Below are 20,594 nucleotides of genomic sequence, written 5' to 3'. Positions count from 1 at the left end.
GCAAGAGCTCGGGTTTTTTTTCGTCGACTCCGCACGAACCCAGATCCGAAGGGTGCGCCGAGGGCCTCCCCTATCATCCGGCGCCTCAACAAGATCCCACGGAGCCCCGATGAGCGCCCCCTCGCGCCGCCGCCAGCCAGCCACCTCCAAGGCCAGCGCATCCTCGCCCAGCCAGGCGCCGGCCATGCTGCCTCCCGGCAGCAGCTATCTGCAGCGCATCCTGAATGCCCGGGTCTACGAAGTCGCTCGCGAGACCGACCTGACCGCCGCCACCAAGCTGTCCAAACGCCTGGCGAACAAGGTATGGCTCAAGCGCGAGGACGAGCAGGACGTTTTCAGCTTCAAGCTGCGCGGCGCGTATAACAAGATGGCTCACCTGACACCGGCACAGCGCGCGGCGGGCGTCATCTGCGCATCGGCAGGCAACCATGCACAGGGCGTCGCGCTGTCCGCACGAAAGCTCGGATGCCGCGCCGTCATCGTGATGCCACTGACCACGCCGCAGGTGAAGGTGGAGGCCGTCAAGGCGCTGGGCGGCGAGGTGGTGTTGGCCGGCGAGAGCTTCACCGATGCCTACGGTCACGCGCTGACGCTGCAAAAGGCCCAGGGCTTGTCCTTCGTGCACCCGTTCGACGACCCGGACGTCATCGCCGGCCAAGGCACCATCGCGATGGAGTTGCTGCGCCAGCACCCGGGGCCCATCGACGCGATCTTCGTGGCCATCGGCGGCGGCGGGCTGATCTCGGGCATTGCCGCCTACGTCAAGGCCTTGCGGCCCGAGATCAAGATCATCGGCGTGCAGACGACCGACTCCGATGCCATGCTGCGCTCGGTGCGGGCGGGCAAACGCGTGACGCTGACGGATGTCGGCCTGTTCGCCGACGGCACCGCCGTCAAGCTGGTCGGCGAGGAGACCTTCCGCATCGCTCGCGAACTGGTGGACGACTACATCGTCGTCGACACCGATGCCGTCTGCGCAGCGATCAAGGACGTCTTCGAGGACACACGCTCCATCCTCGAACCTTCCGGCGCGATGAGCGTGGCAGCACTCAAGCAGTACGTCGCCAAGACCGGCGCCAAGGGGCAGTCGCTGATCGCGATCACCTGCGGCGCCAACATGAACTTCGACCGGCTGCGCTTCGTCGCCGAGCGGGCCGAGGTCGGCGAGCACCGCGAGGCGCTGTTCGCCGTCACCATCCCCGAGGCCCGCGGCAGCTTCAAGCGCTTCTGCGAGCTGCTGGGGCCACGCAGCGTCACCGAGTTCAACTACCGCATCGCCGACGCCGATGTCGCCCAGGTGTTCGTCGGTGTCGGCATCTCCAAACCCGACGAGGCCGCCAAGCTGGCGCGCGCATTCACGAAAGCGGGCTTCCAGACCCTGGACCTGACCCACGATGAACTCGCCAAGCAGCACGTGCGCCACATGGTGGGCGGACGCAGCGAGTTGGCGCGCAACGAGCGCGTGTATCGCTTCGTGTTCCCGGAGCGCCCTGGCGCGCTGATGAAGTTCCTGTCCAGCATGCACCCGGACTGGAACATCAGCCTCTTCCACTACCGCAACCAGGGCGCCGACCACGGCCGCATCCTCGTCGGCATCCAGGTGCCCAAGGGCGCGGTTGGCGCGCTGCGCGAGTTCCTCCTCGGACTCAACTATCCATTCGAGGACGAAACGAGCAATCCCGCCTATCGCCTGTTCCTCGGTTGATCTGCGTTCCAGGCCTGACGCCTCCGCGCCCATGAACATCGCCCCACCGTCGCTGATCGCCCCCACCGCCAACGCCGAGCTGGAAAAAGCGCTGCGCGATCGCGTCGACCGTCGCTCGGCCGTTGCGGGCCGTCTCGGCGAACTGGAGCCGCTGGCGGTGCGACTAGGCCTGGTGCAGAACAGCCTCACCCCGCGCTTTCGTGACCCGGTGTTGGCGCTGTTCGCGGCCGATCATGGCCTCGTCGTCGAGGCGGCAGGCGACCATTGGGGGCGCCCCACGCGCGAACTGGTGCAGATGGCGCTGCACGCGCAACTGCCGGTGTCGGTATTCGCGAGGGTGCAAGGCCTGCATCTGACCGTCGTCGACTGCGGCGTGGCCGACAACCTGCCGCCCCACGCCCGCCTACTCGCGCGCAAGGTCGCGCACGGCACGCGCAACGCGCGCACGTCACCCGCCATGAGCGCGGAGCAGGCGCACGCCGGCGTGCGGGTGGGCATGGAGATCGCCGACAACCTGCCGGGCAATGTGCTGGCCTGCGCGGCCATGGGCCAGGGCTCCGCCGAGTGCGCCGCGCTGATCCTGTCGCGGCTGTCCGACAAGTCCGTGCGCGAGTTCATCGCGCCCGACCCGTCGATCCCGCAGGAAGACCTGACTCAACTGCTCAAGGTGCTGCAGGGCGCACGGGCGCGGCACCGCAACGCCCGTGAACCGATGGAAGTACTCGCCGCCTTCGGTGGCCATGAGCTCGCCGTCATGGTTGGCGCGATGCTCGTCGCGGCCAGCAAGCGCAGCCTCATCATCGTCGACGGCATCGCCGCCTGCGCCGCGCTCAAGCTCGCGTCGCTCATCTGCCCGCCGGTCACCGACTATGCGGTGTTCACCCGCAGCCACGTGCACCAGAGCCTGGACCAAGCGCTGGCACTGCTCCATGCGTCGGCACTGCTCGAGTTGGGCATGGACAGTGCCGACGGCACAGGCGCCACACTGGCCTGGCCCATGATCCGCTCAGCGGCGGCGCTGCTGACCGATCTGCATGAAGTAGCCGAAGCGCGGCTGGGCGCCGGCAGCACACCTGCCGCCCCGCACGCGCCCACGCCAGCCCCCTGAAACCTCAGCGCGGCCGCATTTCCACGGCGGTTCCGGGCGGGTTCCCCCCCAGCACCACCGGCGATGGCGACGCCACCGGCAACGAACCCGTCGCCGGCTCAGACGGCATGCTGATCTGCAGCGTCTGCGTCACGGCCTGCCCAGCGCGGCCAAGCCCGGCGCTGCGGGCATCCACCCGCAGCAAGCGCAACTCGCCGTCCACGACAGCACCTACACGTACCGTGCGGGCGACGCCGTCAACATCGATCAGCGCCACGCCCTCCCCCGCCTCCGCCGCCTCGGCGTTCTTCGGGGCCACCACGCCCAGCAGGCGCAGTCGGGTGGACGGCGCCTCGGCCTCGGCGACAACCTGGGGCGCGTCGTTACCGAGCAAACGCGCCAGGTCCACCGCCCCCGTTGATGCCCCGCCAGCAGGCCGCACCATCGGCGGCATGCCCAGCGGACGGGTTAGCAATTGCAGGCCCCAATAGGCCACCGAGCCGCCAAGTAGCAGCCAAATACCAAAGGTCGTCAATCGTGCACGCATGGCCCATTATGATCGCCCGCTCACCGCTGTCTCAGCGCTCTTTTACGTTTGCCATGCGTCGCTCCCCTAATTCCCGCGGTTTCACGCTAATTGAACTGCTGGTGGTGCTCGTCATCATCGGCGTGCTGGCGGCACTCGTCGTGCCCAACGTGCTGGATCGAGCCGAGGATGCCCGTGTCACGGCCGCTCGCACCGACGTCAACAACCTGATGCAAGCGCTCAAGCTCTACAAGCTCGACAACCAGCGCTACCCCAACGCCGAACAGGGCCTTGATGCGCTCGTCAAGAAGCCCACCACCGGAACGCCGCCCCCGAACTGGAAGCAGTACCTGGAAAAGCTGCCCAACGACCCCTGGGGCCACCCGTATCAGTACGCCAATCCTGGCGTGAAGGGTGACATCGATGTGTACAGCTTTGGCGCCGACGGCCGCGCGGGCGGCGATGGTCGTGACGCTGACATCGGCTCCTGGCAGTAAAGCCAGGCGGACGGGCGGCTTCACGCTCGTCGAGCTGCTCGTCGTCGTGGCGCTGCTGGCCATCACCAGCGCCACGGTGTCGCTCGCGCTGCGCGACCCGGCTGAAATGCAGCTGGAGCGAGAGGCGCAGCGCCTGGCCGCCCTGCTGGAAACGGCACGCGCCGAGAGCCGCGCCTCCGGTCTGGCGGTCCGCTGGGTGCCCAAGGCCGTCAAGTCCGGCGACGATTTCCGCTTCGACGGCTTGCCGAGCGCCATCCGCCTGCCCTCACGCTGGCTGGGCGACCCGGTAGCCGTGTCCATCCAGAACACGAACATCGCCAATCCGGTGGTCGTGCTCGGGCCCGAACCCGTCATCCCGGCGCAACGCCTGGTGCTTCAACTCGGCAACCAGCGCATGGTGCTGGGCACGGACGGCCTGTCGGCGTTCGACATCGTCCAATGACCATGGCACACCGCCTCAGCCCCCTGCACCACCCCGCTGACATCAACATCAACGGGACCCCCGGAGCGCGACAACAAGGCTTCACGCTGATCGAGGTGCTCGTGGCCCTCGTCATCGTGGCCATCGCGCTGAGCGCCGGCATCAAGGCAGCTGGCGCGCTGTCCAGCAACGCCGACCGGCTGGCGCAGGTCACGGCGGCGCAGTGGTGCGCCGAGAACGTGCTGACGGAAATTCGCCTAACGCAGCAACAGCCGAGCATCGGCGAATCCAGTTTCAGCTGCGAACAACTGGCACGCACTTACTCCGGCACACTCAAGGTTACTCAAACCCCCAACCAGAATTTCAAGCGTGTCGATGCATCCGTCGCAAATGACGAAGGCCTGCCCATGCTGACGCTGACCACCATCGTGGGCCGTTGAGCATGCCAACGACACAGTTCGCCCCACACCTGCAGCCCAGCATCGAACACCAACGCGGCTTCACGCTTGTCGAAGTGCTCGTGGCGCTGGTCGTCATGGCCGTCATGGCCGCCATGGCCTGGCGCGGCATCGACGCGCTGGTCCGCACCCGCGAGATTGCCCAGGGTCATCTCACGCAGGCGGCCCGCCTGCAAACCGTCATGGCCCAGTGGGAAGCCGATCTGCGCGCCGTTCAGGACAGCCACAGCACCGTGCAACCCCTGGTGTTTGACGGCGCCAACCTCGTGCTGACGCGCCAGGCCACCGCGGGCCTGCAGGTCGTCGTCTGGAGCCTGCGCGAGGGCAGCCTGTGGCGCTGGGAGAGCGCGAGCGTCAAGACACTGCAAAATCTTGCAACAGAACGTGAGCAAGGGTTGCAGCAATTGTCTCAGCGCAACCCGCCATTGCGGGCGATCGTCGGCGTGACCGGCTGGCAGCTGCACTGCTTCTGGGGCAATGCCTGGAGCAACTGCCAGTCCACCGGCAATTCGGCCAACGGGCCGGTCAACCCCAACACGACGTTGCCGCCGTCTGGCCTGCGCGTGGCCCTGCAGTTTGGAGAAGGCAGCGGCCTGGCGGGCACGATGACGCGTGAACTCGAGGTCACCGTCCGATGATGAAGTCTCGCCAGGGGCAGCGTGGTGCTGCCCTGCTCACGGCCATGATCATCGTGACGCTGATCGCCAGCCTGGCCGGCGGCATGGTCTGGCAGCAGTACCGCGCCGTGCAGATCGAAGCCGCCGACCGCGCGCGCGCTCAAAGCACCTGGGTGCTGCAAGGCGCACTGGACTGGGCGCGCCTGATTCTCAGAACGGATAAGTCCGACGTCGACGATCTCAACGACTTCTGGGCCACGCCACTGGCCGAGTCGCGGTTGTCCACCTTCCTGGCCGGCGAAAGCGGCTCCGCCAACGCCGACGACGGGCCGGAGGCCTTTCTGTCCGGCTACATCGAAGACGCACAAAGCCGCTACAACCTGCGGGCACTGGTGGGCGGCGCGCAGGTGCCGGAAGAAGAAAAGATCACCCTGCAGCGCCTGTGCAGTCAGGTCAACGTACCGCCCGACACGGCCACGCTGATCATCGAGGGGTTGCGCGCCGCATTCCCCAACCCTGCCAGCGCGCCGGCCAGCAACACGGGCAACGCCAACAGCGAGGGACCGATCCAGCCCGCCGGGCTGGAACAGCTGACCTGGCTGGGCCTGACCGCCGACACCATCAAGCGGCTGCAGCCCTACGTCGTGCTGTTGCCCAAGGCCACGCCGGTCAACCTCAACACGGCGTCGCGCGAGGTCATCGGGGCGCTGCTCAACGTGGACCTCGCCTCGGCGGAGCGAGTCGTGCAGGGGCGCAAGGGCAAGGCGTTCAAGGTCCCGACCGACGCAGCCCAATTCCTCCCCGCAGACACCCCCATCGCGCCCGACCGGGCCTCGGTCAACTCGTCCTACTTCCTGGTCACGGGCCGGCTGCGGCTGGACGAGCGGCAGTTGGAACAGCGCTCCCTCGTCGAACGACAGGGGCGAACCACCATCGTGCTCGCCCGTGAACGCATCAGCCAGTTAGTCGATCGCTGAAAACAGATTCGACAACCACCCCAGATCCGCCCGCCATCGCCTCAGCCCCCTCCTAGAATGCGCCGCGCCCGCCAGCCCCTATGAGCACCCTGCTGCTGTTCCTCCCCCCCCGAACGCGCCTACGCGCGCTGGGTAAACCCGCGCCTATCGCGCCCGATTCGACCCGCACCGGCTTGCCGCGCGAATACGAGTGGGCACTGACGGACGACGGCAGTCACATCGAACGTGAAGGCCGCTCGCCCGTCACGCGGCTGCCTGCGGCCGAAACGGTCGTGGCGGTAGTCTCCGAGTCGGATATCAGCTGGCGTCGCGTCGACCTGCCGCGCGCTGGCCGGCAGATGCGGGCTGCGCTGGCCGGCAAGCTCGAGGAGGCCTTGCTCGAAGAGCCCGAAACGCTGCACTTTGCGGTGGAGCCCGACGCGGCGGGCGGCGATGCCGCCTGGGTGGCCATCACCTCCAAGCCCTGGCTGGCCGAACATCTGGCCCATCTGGACGCAGCCAACATCTTTGTCGATCGGGTCGCGCCGCTGGCCTGGCCCGAGGAACTGGCACGCGGCCACTTCTTCGAGACCCAGAACGGCGTGGCTGAAGACGGCATTTCGCTGCGCTGGAGCCATGTGGACGGCGTCTCGACACTGCCGCTGCAAGGCGGCATGCCGCGTCAGTTCTTCCAGCCCGGCCTCGTGAACGCAGCCCAATGGACGGCGACGCCCAGCATCGCCACCAGCGCCGAGCGCTGGCTGGGCACTGCCGTCGCCGTGCTGACGCCCGCGCAACGCGCACTGGGCGCCATCGACAGCCCCTGGGACCTGCGCCAGTTCGACCTCGCACCGCGGACGCGCGGCATCCGCGCGCTGCGACTGGCGGGTCGCAACCTGATGCGCAAGCCCTGGCAGCCCGCGCGTCGAGGCCTGGCGGCCCTGCTGGTAGTGCAGGTGCTGGGCCTGAACCTCTGGGCTTGGCACCAGCACCGCGAGGTGAATGCGCGCCGCGAGGCCGTCAACGCGACGCTGACCAGCGCCTTCCCCGAAGTGCGCGCCATCCTCGACGCACCGGCTCAAATGCAAAAGCAGGTGGACATGCTGCGTATCGCCGGTGGCGGCATCGGGCAGCAGGACCTTGAATCGCAGCTGGCTGCCGCAGCCTCGGCCTGGCCACAGGGCCGCGCGCCGGCGGACACGATCAACTTTGAGAGCGGGCGCCTGGCCTTGTCGGCACAGAACTGGAGCCCGCCCGAGATCGAGTATTTCCGCAGCCAGTTGCAGAGCGATGGCTGGCAACTTGACGTCACCAACGGCCAGCTGACCCTCAGCCGCGCCAGCGCCCAAGGACGACGCTGATGGCACGCTTCTCTCCCACTCCCACGTCCCCGCTCAACGAGTTCAAAGTCCGGCTGCGCCAGTGGCAGGAACAGGCACAGACCCACTGGCAAGGCCTTGGCGAGCGCGAACGCTTCGGGCTGACGGCGGCCGGGGTCGTCGTGGCCGTGCTGATCGCCTGGAGCGTGCTGCTGGCGCCGGCGCTGCGCACGCTCAAGACGGCGCCGGTCGAACTCGAGGACCTGGAAGCCCAGTTGCAGCAGATGCAGGCGCAGGCTGCGGAGGTCGCGACGCTGCGCCAGATCGCACCCGTTCCACCCGCACAGGCCGCGGAGGCCTTGAAAGCATCCGTCGACCACCTGGGCGCCGTCGCGCGTCTGGAGTTGATGGGCGACCGCGCCACCGTCCGGTTCACCGGCATCGGACCGGGCGCGCTGCAGGGGTGGCTCGTCGAGGTGCGCTCCGCCGCACGTGCACGCCCTGTCGAGGCGCAGTTGCGACGCGAGGGCAATGGCTTCACCGGCACCCTGATCCTGACCCTGGGAGGGGGTAATTGATGCGCTGGTTCACAAAGAAATCCTCGGCCGCACCGATGACGTCCATCCAGGACTCGGTGTTTGGCGTCAGCACGCTGGGCAACGGCCGTTCCGTGCGCCGCGACGCGGCGCAGCGCTGGGGCATCGCGGGCGGTGTCATCGGCCTCGTGGGCGCGCTGATCATCTTTGCGCCAGCGAGCTGGCTCGCCCGCGGGCTGGCAGCCGCCACCGGCGAGCACCTGCTGCTCGTCAACACGAGCGGCAGCCTCTGGAACGGCTCCGGCGTGCTCGTGTTGACTGGCGGCATGGGCAGTCGTGACGCCGCGTCGCTGCCCGGTCGGCTGCACTGGAAGCTGTCCTTCAAGGGCACGGGGCTGCAGCTGGCTGCCCGTCAGGAGTGCTGCACCAATGGCGACCTGCTGATCGGCATCAAGCCGGGCCTCGGGCGCATGGAAGTCAGCATCGACAGCCGCGCCGACTGGCTCGCCCGCTTGCCGGCCAGCGTGCTGTCCGGCCTCGGCACGCCCTGGAACACGCTGCAGCTCAATGGCTCGCTGCGCCTGGCGGCGCGTGACTTCAAGCTGGAGAACGTGCAGGGCCGCTGGCGCCAATTCGGCGAACTGAATTTCGACCTGGTGAACCTCTCCTCACGCGTGTCCACCGTGGCGCCTCTTGGGAGCTACCGCTTCACACTGAGGGCCGACCCGGGCAACCCGGTGGTCAGCACGCTGGTGCTGTCCACGCTAGACGGTGCGCTGCTGCTCAACGGCGTCGGCACCATCATCCCCGGCGGCAAGAGCCGCTTCAACGGTGAAGCCGGCGCCGCGCCGGGTCGCGAGGAAGCACTCAACAACCTGCTGAACATCATCGGACGCCGTCAGGGCGCCCGCTCCGTCATCACGATCGGATGATCATGAATTTCCACCGTACCGTCATCGCCGCCGCCGTCACGGCCCAGTTGCTGACCGCAGGCAGCACCTTCGCCCAGCCCGACAACGCCACCGTGCAACGCGCCCGTCCCGGCGCCACCAAGGCCGCCGCGGGCAAGGGCCCCGCCGTCAAGGCCAGTTCCCCGGTCACGCTGAACTTCGTCAACGCCGACATCGAGGCCGTCACGCGCGCGATCGGTGTCATGCTGGACCGCCAGATCATCATCGACCCGCGCGTCAAGGGCACGGTCACCGTCTACAGCGAACAGCCGGTGTCCGTGGGCGAGGCCTACCGCAACTATCTGGCGGCACTGCGCGGGCTGGGCTTCACGGTGGTGGAGACGGCCGGCCTGCTGAAGGTGCTGCCCGAGGCCGATGCCAAGCTGCAGGCCGGCTCCGTCGCCGTCGAAAGCACGGGCGCTCGCGGTGACCAGATCCTCACGCAGATCTTCCGCGTCCAGCACGAAAACGCGAACAACCTCGTTGCCGTGCTGCGCCCGCTGATCAGCCCGAACAACACCATCAATGCCAACCCGGGCAACAACAGCCTGGTCATCACCGACTACGCGGACAACCTGCAGCGCATCGCCAAGATCATCGCGGCGATGGACACGCCCGGCACCAGCGACATCGAGATCGTGCCGCTGAAGAACGCCGTCGCTGCCGACCTGGCGCCGCTGCTGCAGCGCCTGGCCGATGGCGGTGCCACCGCTGCCGGCGGGGCCCCCGGCCAAGGCAACACGGCCGTCAGCGTGCTGGTGGACCCGCGCTCCAACGGCCTGATCCTGCGCGCCAGCAACCCGACGCGCCTGGCCGCTGTGCGTTCCATGGTGGAAAAGCTGGACCAGCCCAGCGTGGACGGCGGCAGCCCCATCCGCGTGGTCTACCTGAAGAACGCCGACGCCGTGAAGCTCGCGGCCGTGCTGCGCGCGGCCTTCGGCGCGGCCGCCTCGGCCGGCGGCAGCGGCGGCTCGGCCGGCGCCAGCAGCGGCGGGCTCAGCGGTTCGGGCAACAGCTTCAGTGGCACCCCCAACAACACCGCGAACGCCAACAACAGCACCGGCAACACCAGCGGTGGCGCTTCGGCCGCCAGCACGTCGCCGCTGTCGGCCTCGTCCGGCCCCTCGACCGGCGGCTTCGTGCAGGCTGACCCGTCGACCAACTCGCTGATCATCACGGCCGCCGAGCCGCTGTATCGCCAGGTTCGCGCCGTCATCGACCAGCTCGACTCGCGCCGGGCGCAGGTCTATGTCGAGTCGCTGATCGTCAAGGTCGACGTCACCAAGCTCGGCCAGTTCGGCGTGCAGTGGCAGAACCTGATCGGCCAGAACGGCGACAAGGTGGTCGGCGTCAGCGGAACCAACTTCGGCTCCGGCGCCAGCAACATCTTCAACGTCATCGCTGCCGCCTCCGGCAACACCAGCACGATCGGCGCAGCACTGGGCAGCGGTGCCCTGGGCGGTTTCAACCTCGGCCTGGTCGGCAAGGTCAGCGGCACCTACTCCATCGGCATGCTGGCCAACTTCCTGGAGCAACAGACCGGCGCGAACGTGCTGTCCACGCCGAATCTGATCTCGCTGGACAACGAGGAAGCCCGCATCGTCATCGGCCAGAACGTGCCGTTCGTGACCGGCTCCTACGCCAACACGGGCAGCAGCTCCAGCACCGTCAGCCCGTTCACGACCGTCGACCGCAAGGACGTGGGCCTGACGCTGAAGATCAAGAGCCAGATCGGCGAGGGCGGCACGATCCGCATGCAGGTCTATCAGGAGAACTCCAACGTCGTCAACGGCACCGGCAGCAGCAGCAACGGCCCGACGCTGGACAAGAGCGCCATCGAGACCTCGGTCGTCGTGGACGACGGCGACATCATCGTGCTGGGCGGCCTGCTCAAGGACGACTACCAAGACTCCGAAGACGGCATTCCCGGCCTGTCGAAAATCCCGGTGCTCGGCAACCTGTTCAGCAGCAAGACCCGCAAGCGCTCCAAAACCAACCTGATGGTCTTCCTGCGCCCCGTCGTGCTGCGCAGCGCCGAGACCGCCAACCAGCTGTCGCTGGACCGCTACGAAAGCATCCGCGCCGTGCAACAGGGCGTGCAGCCGGCCAAGAGCCTGGTGCTGCCCAATACCGGCGCGCCGATGCTGCCGGAAGCGAAGACGCCAGTCGTCAAGCCCGCTCCGCAGCAACCGGAAGCGCAGCCGCAACAGCAGCCGCAGCAGCAGTAAACCCGATGGCCGCCACCCGCCACCCCCTGCCCTACGCCTTCGCGAAGGCCAACTGCGTGCTGCTGGAAGACGACGGCAGCTCCCTGACACTGTGGATGCCGCCGGACGCCGGCTGGGCCACCCTGTCCGAGGTGCAACGCCAGTACGTCGTGGACCGCCTCGAGGCCGAACCCGCCAACGCCTTGATGGACCGCATCAACGCGGCCTATGCCGGCAGCGAAAGCAGCGCCGCGACGGTCGTCGGCGAGGTCGAGAGCGCGGTGGACCTGTCGCGCATGATGCAGGACCTCCCCGCCGTGGAAGACCTGCTGGAGGCGGCCAACGACGCCCCCATCATCCGCATGCTCAACGCGCTGCTGACGCAGGCCGCCAAGGACGGCGCGAGCGACATCCACATCGAGCCCTACGAGCGGTCCAGTTCCGTGCGCTTCCGTGTCGACGGCACGCTGCGCGAGGTGGTGCAGCCCAACCGTGCACTGCACGCGGCGCTGATCTCCCGCCTGAAGATCATGGCCGAGCTGGACATCGCGGAGAAGCGCCTGCCGCAGGACGGTCGCATCTCGCTGCGCATCGGTGGTCGCGCCATCGACGTTCGCGTTTCCACGCTGCCATCCGCCCACGGCGAGCGCGCCGTGCTGCGTCTGCTCGACAAGAGCGAATCCAAGTTCACGCTCGAAGGCCTGGGCATGGACGGCCGTGTGCTGACCTCGTTCAAGAACCTGGTGCAGCAACCGCACGGCATCGTGCTGGTCACGGGCCCGACCGGCTCCGGCAAGACGACGTCGCTGTACGCCTCGCTGCAAACCGTCGACACCAGCACCACCAACGTGCTGACCGTCGAGGACCCGATCGAATACGAACTGCCCGGCATCGGCCAGACGCAGGTCAACGCCAAGATCGACCTGACCTTCGCGAAGGCGCTGCGCGCCATCCTGCGCCAGGACCCGGACGTCATCATGATCGGCGAAATCCGCGACTATGAAACCGCGCAGATCGCCATCCAGGCCTCGCTGACCGGCCACTTGGTGCTGGCCACGCTGCACACCAACGACGCGACCAGCGCCGTCACGCGCCTGACCGACATGGGCATCGAGCCCTTCCTGCTGTCCTCGTCGCTGCTCGGTGTGCTGGCTCAGCGGCTGGTGCGCCGCCTGTGCCCGTCCTGCAAGCGTCAGGACGAAACCACCGGCCGCTGGCATGCGGTGGGCTGCGAGAACTGCGGCAACACCGGCTACAAGGGCCGGCTGGGCGTGTACGAACTGATGGTGGCCGACGAAACCGTTCGCGGCCTCATCCACAACCGGGCAGCGGAAAGCGAACTGCTGGCCGCCGCGCAGGCCGGCGGCCTTCGCTCGATGCGCGAGGACGGCGATCGCCTCATCGCGGCCGGCGTCACGTCGCTGGAAGAAGTGCTGCGCGTGACCCGCGAGTGAGGGAAGTCGCGTGCCTGCCTACAAATACGAAGCCCTCAACGACGCCGGTCGCCAGACCTCCGGCCTGATCGAGGCCGACAACCCACGCGCCGCCCGGGCGGCCGTGCGCATCATGGGCCTGACGCCGCTGTCCATCGAGATGGTGCAGCAGCACGGCGGGCAAGAGGGCGGCCGCTTCGCCCGGCGCGTCTTCGGCACGACGGCGCTCGCCGTCTGGACACGACAGCTCGCCGGCCTGGTCGGCTCGGGCCTGCCCATCGAGCGCGCGCTCACTGCGCTGGCCGACGAATCGGAAGACCACCGCCAACGCGAGCTGGTCAGCCAGCTCAAGGCCGAGGTCAACGCAGGCTCGGCGTTCGCGCGCGCGCTGGCGACCGCGCCGCGCGAGTTCGACGACGTCTACCGCGGCGTCGTTGCGGCCGGCGAGCAGAGCGGCGCGCTGGGCCTGGTGCTGGAGCGTCTGGCCGACGACCTGGAGGAGCGCGAGGAACTCAAGGGCAAGCTCGTCGGCGCCATGGCCTACCCCGCCATCATTTCGCTGATCTCGTTCTTCATCGTCATCTTCCTGGTGACCTACGTCGTGCCGCAGATCGCGACCGTGTTCACCAGCTCCAAGCGGGCGCTGCCCGCGTTGACGGTGGCGATGCTGGCGCTCAGCGACTTCGTTCGCGCCTGGGGCTGGGTCATGCTGGGCGCGCTGATCGCCGGCGCCATCATGCTGCGCCAGTCCTTGAAGGTGCCCGCCTTCCGCGAGCGCTTCGATGCCGGCATCCTGGGGGTCCCCCTGCTGGGCCGACTGGCCCGCGGCTACAACGCGGCGCGGTTCGCCGGCACGCTGGCCATGCTGGCCGGCGCCGGTGTGCCCATCCTGAAAGCGCTGCAGGCCGCCGCCGAGACGCTGTCCAACCGCGCCATGCAGGCCGACGCGCTGGATGCGCTGATCCAGGTGCGCGAAGGAGCGCCACTGGGCCAGGCCCTGGCGGGCAAGAAACGCTTCCCGGGCATCCTCGCCATGTTCGCCCGCCTCGGTGAGCAGACCGGCCAGCTGCCCGACATGCTGGGCCGCGCAGCACGCCAGCTCAGCGTCGAAGTGCAACGTCGCTCCATGGCCGCCGCCACGCTGCTGGAGCCGCTGCTCATCGTCGCGATGGGCGCCGTCGTGCTGCTGATCGTGCTGGCCGTGCTGCTGCCCATCATCCAGCTCAATACCTGGGTGAAATAGACCACCCCCTACCGCAGCGAAGCTGCGGCCCCCTCAAGGGGGCGCTCCCGAGCGACCGGCCAAGCCGGATCGCCGGGAGCTGCTTGAAGGGGTGCGGCGCGGGGCGCGCACCAGGGGCGAAGGGGCTGGCTGCGTGGGCTGTGCTTCGGCTGACGCGGACGGTACAGGCCACCTCGATGCCCGACCGCGCAGAGTTGCGTCCCCTCAAGGGGGCGCTCCCGAGCGACCGGCCAAGCCGGATCGCCGGGCGCTGCTGGCAGGGGTGCGGCGCGGGGCGCGCACCAGCGGTGAAGGGGCTGGCTGCGTGGGCTGTGCTTCGGCTGACGCGGACGGTACAGGCCACCTCGATGCCCGACCGCGCAGAGTTGCGTCCCCTCAAGGGGGCGCTCCCGAGCGACCGGCCAAGCCGGATCGCCGGGCGCTGCTGGAGAAGGTGCGGCGCGGGGCGCGCACCAGTGGTGAAGAGATCGGCCCCGTGGGCCGGGTGCCTCAGCTCAAGCGGAAGGTGGACACCACCTCGCTGAGCCGGCTGGCCTGCTCACGCAGGCTTTCGGCGGCGGCGGTGGACTGCTCCACAAGCGCGGCGTTCTGCTGGGTCATCTTGTCCAGGTCGGCGACGGCCAGGTTGACCTGGCCGATGCCTTGGCTCTGCTCCACGGCGGCGGTGCTGATCTCGCCGACGATGTCCGTCACGCGCTGCACGCTGGCCACGATCTCGGTCATCGTGCCACCGGCTTGCTCGACCAGCCGCGCACCGGCTTCGACCTGCGTCACGCTCGCACCGATCAGGGACTTGATCTCGCGGGCGGCTTCCGCGCTGCGCTGCGCCAGCGTGCGCACCTCGCCGGCCACGACGGCGAAGCCCCGCCCCTGCTCGCCCGCCCGCGCCGCCTCGACGGCGGCATTGAGCGCCAGGATGTTGGTCTGGAAGGCGATGCCGTCGATGGTGCCGATGATGTCGCCGATCTTGCGGCTGGACGCGTGGATGGCGGTCATCGTGTCGACCACCTGCGTGACCACCGCCCCGCCCTGCTGCGCGACCTGCGTCGCCGAACTGGCCAACTGGTTGGCCTGGGCTGCGGAGTCGGCGCTGTGGCGGACGGTGCTGGTCAGCTCCTCCATGGCGCTGGCCGTTTCTTCGAGGTTGGACGCAGCCTGCTCCGTGCGCCCGCTCAGGTCGGCGTTGCCGGAAGCGATCTCGCGGCTGGCGGTGGAGATGTTGTCGACGACACCGCGAACCTGGCTCAGCGCATGCCGCAGCGCTTCGCGCATCGCGTCCACGGCGCGCAGCAGCTGACCCGTCTCGTCGTTGGCGTAGCTGCGCTGCGGTTCGCCGGTCAGGTCCATGTCGGCGATGGCCCGAGCCGAACGCTCGGCCTCACGCAGCGGCCCGGTGATGCTGCGCGACAGCAGCACGCTCAGCACGCAGCCGACGGCCAGCGCCAGGCCCGTACAGAGCACCAGCGCCCACACGGTGCGCGAGCGCAGCGCCTCGACCTTGGCGGCTGACCGGTCCAGCTCAGCACGCTGGCCTGCGGTCAGTTCGGCCACGGCATCCAGGTAGCTCTTGGAGGCCGGGTCGAAACGCTCGGCGAACAGCTTGGCCGCGCCTGCTGCATCGCCGGCAGACTTGGCCTTGCTGACCTCCTCACGCGCCGACAGGTAGGCCTTGCGCAGCTCGCCGATGCGGGCGAACAGCTCGCGCTCGGCCGGCGTGTCCAAAGACGCCTCGATCTGCTTCTGCAGCTCGGTGGTCTCCTTGATGGCCGCCGCCGTGGCCGGCGCGAAGTACTCGATCAGCGACGGATCGGTGCTCTTGGCGATGGCGGCGGCGCGCTGCACACCGGAGCTGGTGTTGCGCATCCAGTCGGACGCAGCACGCTCCACCATCAGGCTGTTCTGCAGCATGTCTGCCATCTCCGCGCCCACGGCGCGCAGCTGCCAGACCGCGATGACGCTGCTCAGCAGCGACAGGCCGAGGATGGCGGAAAGCACCAGCGCGAGCCGGCGGCCTATGGATCCCGTGCGGGCTGACGAAGTCGAGGACATGCGATTCTCCAAAGGCTCGCGAAGCTGACGCGAACCTGTCTGCAATAAAGCCCTGCATGTTCCCGTGCTGACGGCATCAATGACAGTGCCACCCCCTGGAAAACCCGGATGACCGCCAAGTGCGTCACGAAAGTTTCTTCACGATGCAGCAACGCAGGAGGGTGGCGAGCCAGCCCCGAGAATCCCGCCATGCCCGCCACCCTCACCGGCCAACTCGTCGTCGCCATCTCCTCCCGCGCCCTGTTCGATTTCGAAGCCGAGAACCAGGTCTTCGAAGCCGCCGATGACCATGCCTACATGGCCTTGCAGCAACAGCGGCTGGACGAGCCGGCGCCGCCCGGTGTGGCGTTCTCGCTGGTCGAGAAGCTGCTCGGTTTCAATGCGGGCGAGACGCCCCGGGTGGAGGTGGTGGTGCTGTCGCGCAACGACCCCATCTCGGGCATGCGCGTGTTCCGCTCGGCGCGGCATTACGGCCTGGGCATCGAGCGAGGCGTGTTCACGCGCGGCGCCTCGCCCTGGCGCTACCTGCGGCCGCTCGGGGCGCAGCTGTTCCTGTCGACCAACGAAGGCGACGTGCGCCAGGCACTCGGTGCCGGCGTGGCGGCGGCGCGCGTGATGCCGCATGCGGCGCGGGCGTCGGCCGCCCACCCCAACGAGCTGCGCATCGCCTTCGATGGCGACGCCGTGCTGTTCTCCGACGAAGCCGAGCAGGTCTTCCAGCGCGACGGCCTGGACGCCTTCCGCGAGCACGAGAGCTCGCGCGCGCACCTGCCGCTGCCGGCCGGCCCGTTCAAGCCCGTGCTGGCCGCGCTGCAGCGGCTGCAGCAGACGCCGTCGGGCGGCATGAAGGTGCGCACCGCGCTGGTCACCGCCCGCAGCGCCCCGGCGCATGAACGCGCCATCCGCACGCTGATGGACTGGGACATCGCCGTCGACGAGGCCATGTTCCTCGGCGGCCTGGCCAAGGGAGAGTTCCTGCGCGAGTTCGAGCCGGACTTCTTCTTCGACGACCAGATGGGCCACGTCGAGAGCGCCGCCGCCCATGTCCCCGCCGGCCAGGTGACGGCGGGCATCGTCAACGCCGGCTGAACGCACCTGCTTCTGCCCAGCCCCACGCGCCGCGCGGGCCGCTGTCGATGACGAAACGCCAGCCGCCGCGCCTGCCCACACAATCGCCGCCGTTCCAGGAGATCCCCATGTTCCGTCTTTCCCTCGCCGCGCTCGCGGCGGCCCTGTGCGCCACCGGCGCCTCGGCCGGCACCAACGGTTTCTATCGCCAACCCGCACTGCATGGCGACCAGGTCTATCTGGTCGCCGAGGGCGACCTGTGGCGCGCACCGCTGCAGGGCGGCGACGCCCAGCGCCTCACGACGCACGCCGGGCAGGAGAGCCAGCCCGCCGTGTCGGCCGACGGGCAATGGCTGGCCTTCACGGCCCAGTACGACGGCGGCACCGAGATCTATCTGATGCCCACCGCCGGTGGCCCGCCGCGCCGCCTGACCTGGGAGGGCGGCGGCATGCGTGTGTGGGGTTTCAGCGCCGCGGGTGAAGTCGTCTACACCTCGCTGGATGCCCGCCCCGGCGCGCAGCTGTTCGCCATCGACGTGAAGACTGGCCAGCGCCGCCAGCTCCCCGTCGGCCAGGCCAGCGACGGCGCGCTCAGTGCCGACGGACGAACGCTGTACTTCACCCGCAGCGGCCTGCGCAGCGACAACGCGCGCCAGTACCGCGGCGGCGCCATCGCGCGGCTGTGGGCGCTGGACCTGACCGGCAGCGCCGAGGCCCGCCCGCTGCTGCCCGAAGGCAACAACGACCGCCGACCGCTGCCCTACCGCGCGGCCGACGGCGAGCGCATCGCCTTCCTGTCCGACCGCGATGGCAGCGTCAACGTCTGGTCCGTCAACGCGCAGGGCGGCGACCTGCGCCAACACACCACGCACAAGGGCTGGGACATCCGCCACGCCGCCATCGACGGCAGCCGCGTCGCCTACGCGCTCGGCGCAGACCTCTACACCGTCGACCTGGCGCAAGCCGAAGCCGCCCGCAAACTCGACATCCGGCTGGGCGGTGACTTCGACCAGACGCGCGAGCGCTGGATCAAGAAGCCGCAGGACTTCCTGACCGACATCGCCTTCGCCCCCAACGGCGAGCGCGTGCTGCTCGCAGCACGCGGCCACCTGGCCACGCAGGGCGTGCAGCAGCTGCGCCGCGCCGAGCTGCCGCAGCCGGCCGACGGCCGCTGCCGCAAGGCCGAGTTCAGCCGCGACAGCAAACAGGTGTACGGGCTGTGCGACTTCAGCGGCGAGACCGAGGTGTGGCGCTTCGCCGCAAACGGCACGGGCCAGCCCGAGCGCCTCACGCGCGGCGCCACCACGCAGCGCAGGGACTTGCTGCCCTCCCCCGACGGCCGCTGGCTGGCGCATACCGACAAGGAAGGCCGCGTCTGGCTGACCGATCTCCGCGCCCCGACCGCCACCGCGACGCGCGAGATCGCCCGCAGCAGCCTGGGCGAACCGCCCCAGCTGCAGGCCTGGAGCCCGGACGGCCAGGTACTCGTGTGGCAGGCCTCGCTGCACCACGCGGACCGCACGCAGCTGCAGCTCTACCGCGTGGCTGACGGCCGCACGCACACGCTGACCAGCGACCGCTACGACGCCGAGGGCGCCGCCTTCAGCCCCGACGGGCAGTGGCTCTACTTCTCGTCCAGCCGCAACTTCGCCGCCACCGGCAACAGCAGCCCCTGGGGTGACCGCAACACCGGCCCCTACTTCGGCATGCGCAGCAAGCTGTATGCGGTGGCGCTGCAGGCCGGCCTGCGCTCGCCGTTCGCGCCCAAGGACGAACTCGAATCGCCCGCAGACAAGAAGGCGGACGAACAACGCGCCGACGAGCGCAAGCCGGACGGCAAGGACGACAAGAAGCCGACCGACAAGCCCGCAGACAAGCCCGCAGACAAGCCCGCGGACAAACCCGCCGACAAGCCTTCCGACAAGAAGGCCAAGCCGGCCATCCAGTTCGAGGGTCTGAACGCGCGGCTCTACGAGCTGCCCGTGCCCGCCGGTGACTACCAGGCGCTGCGCACCGACGGCAAGCGGCTGTGGTTCCTGGACCGGGATCTGGCCCGCAAGACCCAGCTCAAGTCCATCGCCATCGACAACCAGGGCGCACCGGCCGAGGTGATGGCGCTGGACGTGCGCAGCTACGAGCTCAGCGCCGACGGCAAGAAGCTCATGCTGGTGCGCAACCAGGCCGGCGCAGCGCCGGAAGTGCTGATCGTCGAGGCCGCCGCCAAGCTGCCGACCGATCTGGCCAAGGCGCAGGTGCGCTGGAGCGACTGGCAGATCTCCACGCAACCGCGCGCCGAGTGGCAGCAGATGTTCGCCGACGCCTGGCGCATGCACCGCGACCACTTCTACGACAAGGACATGCACGGCGTGGACTGGGCCGCCGTGCGGGCCAAGTACGAACCGCTGGTGGACCGCGTGACCGACCGCTACGAGCTGGCCGAGCTGATGGCGCAGATGGTGTCCGAGCTGGGCGCGCTGCACAGCCAGGTGGCGCCGGGCGACACACGGCCCGCGCCGGACGAGCCGGGCCTGGCCGGCCTGGGCGGCCGCTTCTCGCGCGCGCCGGGCGGCTGGCGCATCGACGCCATCTACCGCCACGACCCCGAGCTGCCTTCCGAAGCGCCGCCGCTGGCCGCGCCGGGTCTGGGCCTGGCGGTCGGCGACGTCATCACCGCCGTGAACGGCCGCGCCACGGCCGACGCGCCGCATCTGCTGGAACTGCTGCGCGGCCAGGCCGGCCGCCAGGTGCTGCTGGACGTGAAGAGCGCCGACGGCCGGGCGACGCAACGCATCGTCACGCCCGTCGCGCAGCTGCGCGAAACCCAGCTGCGCTACAACGACTGGCGCTTCAGCCGCGCCCAGGCCGTGGAGCAGGCCGGCCAGGGCCGCATCGGCTATGTGCATCTGCGCGCCATGGGCCCCAACGACATCGCCGACTTCGTGCGCGAGTTCTACGCCGCCAGCGACCGCGACGGCCTCATCATCGACGTGCGCTACAACAACGGCGGCAACATCGACAGCTGGATCCTGGAAAAGCTGCTGCGCCGCGCCTGGGCCTTCTGGCAGCCGCGCTCGCCGGCCGGCACCGGCGTCTACCCCAACATGCAGAACGTCTACCGCGGGCACACCGTGGTGCTGATGAACGAAGACACCTACAGCGACGGCGAGACCTTCTCCGAGGGCTTCAAGCGCCTGAAGATCGGCCCGGTCATCGGCAAGCGCAGCTCGGGGGCGGGGGTGTGGCTGTCCGACGGCAACCGGCTGCTGGACAACGGCATCATGCGGGCCGCCGAGACCGGCCAGTTGGACGCCGACGGCCGCTTCCTCATCGAGGGCATCGGCGTGACGCCCGACATCGACGTGGACAACCCGCCGCGCGCCACCTTCCTCGGCCAGGATGCGCAGCTGGACGCCGCCATCGCCGAACTGCGCCGCCGCATCGCGGCGCAACCCGTCCCGGTGGTGAAGCCCGGCCCGTACCCGCGCCCGGTGAAACCCTGATCAGCGCGCTGGAGGCCCCGGC

General features: G+C 69.2%; 17 protein-coding genes. 15 read left to right on the top strand and 2 right to left on the bottom strand.

The genetic code is table 11. The features are described 5' to 3' along the window. The first annotated feature begins 184 nt into the window (after positions 1-184). Together ilvA and ACG00X_RS00485 are read left to right on the top strand one after the other, a co-directional pair. Positions 185-1,705: a threonine ammonia-lyase, biosynthetic gene (gene ilvA, locus ACG00X_RS00490; RefSeq protein ID WP_394486352.1), complete on the top strand. Its 1,521-nt coding sequence runs from the start codon at positions 185-187 to the stop codon at positions 1,703-1,705. Positions 1,706-1,736: 31 nt separating this feature from the next. After that, positions 1,737-2,813, top strand: coding sequence for a nicotinate-nucleotide--dimethylbenzimidazole phosphoribosyltransferase (locus ACG00X_RS00485; protein ID WP_394485863.1), 1,077 nt, complete (start codon positions 1,737-1,739; stop codon positions 2,811-2,813). 4 nt (positions 2,814-2,817) lie between these two features. On the opposite strand, the gene ACG00X_RS00480 is transcribed toward ACG00X_RS00485, so the two are convergent. After that, a complete protein-coding gene (locus tag ACG00X_RS00480) occupies positions 2,818-3,339 on the bottom strand; it encodes a type II secretion system protein N (RefSeq protein WP_394485861.1) in 522 nt (173 codons plus the stop codon). Between the two features lie 53 nt (positions 3,340-3,392). On the opposite strand from ACG00X_RS00480, the gene gspG reads away from it, so the two are divergent. The 11 genes from gspG (at position 3,393) to gspF (ending at position 13,955) form a co-directional block, all read left to right on the top strand. After that, positions 3,393-3,815, top strand: coding sequence for a type II secretion system major pseudopilin GspG (gspG, locus tag ACG00X_RS00475; RefSeq protein WP_394485859.1), 423 nt, complete (start codon positions 3,393-3,395; stop codon positions 3,813-3,815). Beyond that, entirely contained in the window at positions 3,787-4,257 is a 471-nt protein-coding gene (locus ACG00X_RS00470; RefSeq protein ID WP_394485858.1) for a prepilin-type N-terminal cleavage/methylation domain-containing protein, read from the top strand. The genes gspG and ACG00X_RS00470 overlap by 29 nt, the downstream gene beginning before the upstream one ends. A gap of 2 nt (positions 4,258-4,259) precedes the next feature. Then, the gene (gene gspI / locus ACG00X_RS00465) at positions 4,260-4,676 is read left to right on the top strand and encodes a type II secretion system minor pseudopilin GspI (RefSeq protein WP_394485856.1); all 417 of its coding nucleotides are present in this window, start codon (positions 4,260-4,262) and stop codon (positions 4,674-4,676) included. A gap of 2 nt (positions 4,677-4,678) precedes the next feature. Then, on the top strand, positions 4,679-5,332 hold the full coding sequence (locus ACG00X_RS00460) for a PulJ/GspJ family protein (RefSeq protein WP_394485854.1): 654 nt from the start codon (positions 4,679-4,681) through the stop codon (positions 5,330-5,332). After that, positions 5,329-6,288 carry a type II secretion system minor pseudopilin GspK gene (gene gspK / locus ACG00X_RS00455; RefSeq protein WP_394485852.1) on the top strand — a complete coding sequence of 320 codons (960 nt, stop codon included), beginning with the start codon at positions 5,329-5,331 and terminating at the stop codon, positions 6,286-6,288. Before ACG00X_RS00460 ends, gspK begins: the two co-directional genes overlap by 4 nt. A gap of 80 nt (positions 6,289-6,368) precedes the next feature. Then, positions 6,369-7,628 carry a type II secretion system protein GspL gene (gene gspL / locus ACG00X_RS00450; RefSeq protein ID WP_394485851.1) on the top strand — a complete coding sequence of 420 codons (1,260 nt, stop codon included), beginning with the start codon at positions 6,369-6,371 and terminating at the stop codon, positions 7,626-7,628. Then, entirely contained in the window at positions 7,628-8,164 is a 537-nt protein-coding gene (gspM, locus tag ACG00X_RS00445; RefSeq protein WP_394485850.1) for a type II secretion system protein GspM, read from the top strand. The genes gspL and gspM overlap by 1 nt, the downstream gene beginning before the upstream one ends. Continuing rightward, entirely contained in the window at positions 8,164-9,054 is an 891-nt protein-coding gene (gene gspN / locus ACG00X_RS00440; protein ID WP_394485848.1) for a type II secretion system protein N, read from the top strand. The genes gspM and gspN overlap by 1 nt, the downstream gene beginning before the upstream one ends. Before the next feature lie 2 nt (positions 9,055-9,056). Then, entirely contained in the window at positions 9,057-11,300 is a 2,244-nt protein-coding gene (gene gspD, locus ACG00X_RS00435; RefSeq protein WP_394485846.1) for a type II secretion system secretin GspD, read from the top strand. Positions 11,301-11,305: 5 nt separating this feature from the next. Further along, on the top strand, positions 11,306-12,733 hold the full coding sequence (gene gspE / locus ACG00X_RS00430) for a type II secretion system ATPase GspE (RefSeq protein WP_394485844.1): 1,428 nt from the start codon (positions 11,306-11,308) through the stop codon (positions 12,731-12,733). A 10-nt stretch (positions 12,734-12,743) separates the two neighbouring features. Continuing rightward, the gene (gene gspF / locus ACG00X_RS00425; protein ID WP_394485842.1) at positions 12,744-13,955 is read left to right on the top strand and encodes a type II secretion system inner membrane protein GspF; all 1,212 of its coding nucleotides are present in this window, start codon (positions 12,744-12,746) and stop codon (positions 13,953-13,955) included. Between the two features lie 489 nt (positions 13,956-14,444). Here gspF and ACG00X_RS00420 read toward each other — a convergent pair whose 3' ends face one another. Continuing rightward, positions 14,445-16,004 (bottom strand): methyl-accepting chemotaxis protein, encoded by a 1,560-nt coding sequence (locus ACG00X_RS00420; RefSeq protein ID WP_394485840.1) that lies wholly within the window; start codon positions 16,002-16,004, stop codon positions 14,445-14,447. Positions 16,005-16,193: 189 nt separating this feature from the next. Between ACG00X_RS00420 and ACG00X_RS00415 the strand changes: the two genes are divergently transcribed. Next, on the top strand, positions 16,194-17,093 hold the full coding sequence (locus tag ACG00X_RS00415) for a 5'-nucleotidase (RefSeq protein ID WP_394485839.1): 900 nt from the start codon (positions 16,194-16,196) through the stop codon (positions 17,091-17,093). Between the two features lie 107 nt (positions 17,094-17,200). Beyond that, positions 17,201-20,572, top strand: coding sequence for a S41 family peptidase (locus ACG00X_RS00410; protein WP_394485837.1), 3,372 nt, complete (start codon positions 17,201-17,203; stop codon positions 20,570-20,572). Positions 20,573-20,594 lie beyond the last annotated feature (22 nt).

This window comes from Pelomonas nitida (genome assembly GCF_043555975.1).
GTDB classification, from domain to species: Bacteria; Pseudomonadota; Gammaproteobacteria; order Burkholderiales; family Burkholderiaceae_C; genus Pelomonas; species Pelomonas nitida.
Note: the sequence above shows the minus strand (reverse complement) of the source record. Positions and strands in the feature narration are given on the sequence as shown.

Excerpts from the sequence above, each read along its gene's own strand:
- ilvA (WP_394486352.1), top strand. The coding sequence starts at position 185 with ATGCTGCCTCCCGGCAGCAGCTATCTGCAGCGCATCCTGAATGCCCGG.
- ACG00X_RS00485 (WP_394485863.1), top strand. The coding sequence starts at position 1,737 with ATGAACATCGCCCCACCGTCGCTGATCGCCCCCACCGCCAACGCCGAG.
- ACG00X_RS00480 (WP_394485861.1), bottom strand. The coding sequence starts at position 3,339 with ATGCGTGCACGATTGACGACCTTTGGTATTTGGCTGCTACTTGGCGGC.
- gspG (WP_394485859.1), top strand. The coding sequence starts at position 3,393 with ATGCGTCGCTCCCCTAATTCCCGCGGTTTCACGCTAATTGAACTGCTG.
- gspI (WP_394485856.1), top strand. The coding sequence starts at position 4,260 with ATGGCACACCGCCTCAGCCCCCTGCACCACCCCGCTGACATCAACATC.
- ACG00X_RS00460 (WP_394485854.1), top strand. The coding sequence starts at position 4,679 with ATGCCAACGACACAGTTCGCCCCACACCTGCAGCCCAGCATCGAACAC.
- gspK (WP_394485852.1), top strand. The coding sequence starts at position 5,329 with ATGATGAAGTCTCGCCAGGGGCAGCGTGGTGCTGCCCTGCTCACGGCC.
- gspL (WP_394485851.1), top strand. The coding sequence starts at position 6,369 with ATGAGCACCCTGCTGCTGTTCCTCCCCCCCCGAACGCGCCTACGCGCG.
- gspM (WP_394485850.1), top strand. The coding sequence starts at position 7,628 with ATGGCACGCTTCTCTCCCACTCCCACGTCCCCGCTCAACGAGTTCAAA.
- gspN (WP_394485848.1), top strand. The coding sequence starts at position 8,164 with ATGCGCTGGTTCACAAAGAAATCCTCGGCCGCACCGATGACGTCCATC.
- gspD (WP_394485846.1), top strand. The coding sequence starts at position 9,057 with ATGAATTTCCACCGTACCGTCATCGCCGCCGCCGTCACGGCCCAGTTG.
- gspE (WP_394485844.1), top strand. The coding sequence starts at position 11,306 with ATGGCCGCCACCCGCCACCCCCTGCCCTACGCCTTCGCGAAGGCCAAC.
- ACG00X_RS00420 (WP_394485840.1), bottom strand. The coding sequence starts at position 16,004 with ATGTCCTCGACTTCGTCAGCCCGCACGGGATCCATAGGCCGCCGGCTC.
- ACG00X_RS00415 (WP_394485839.1), top strand. The coding sequence starts at position 16,194 with ATGCCCGCCACCCTCACCGGCCAACTCGTCGTCGCCATCTCCTCCCGC.
- ACG00X_RS00410 (WP_394485837.1), top strand. The coding sequence starts at position 17,201 with ATGTTCCGTCTTTCCCTCGCCGCGCTCGCGGCGGCCCTGTGCGCCACC.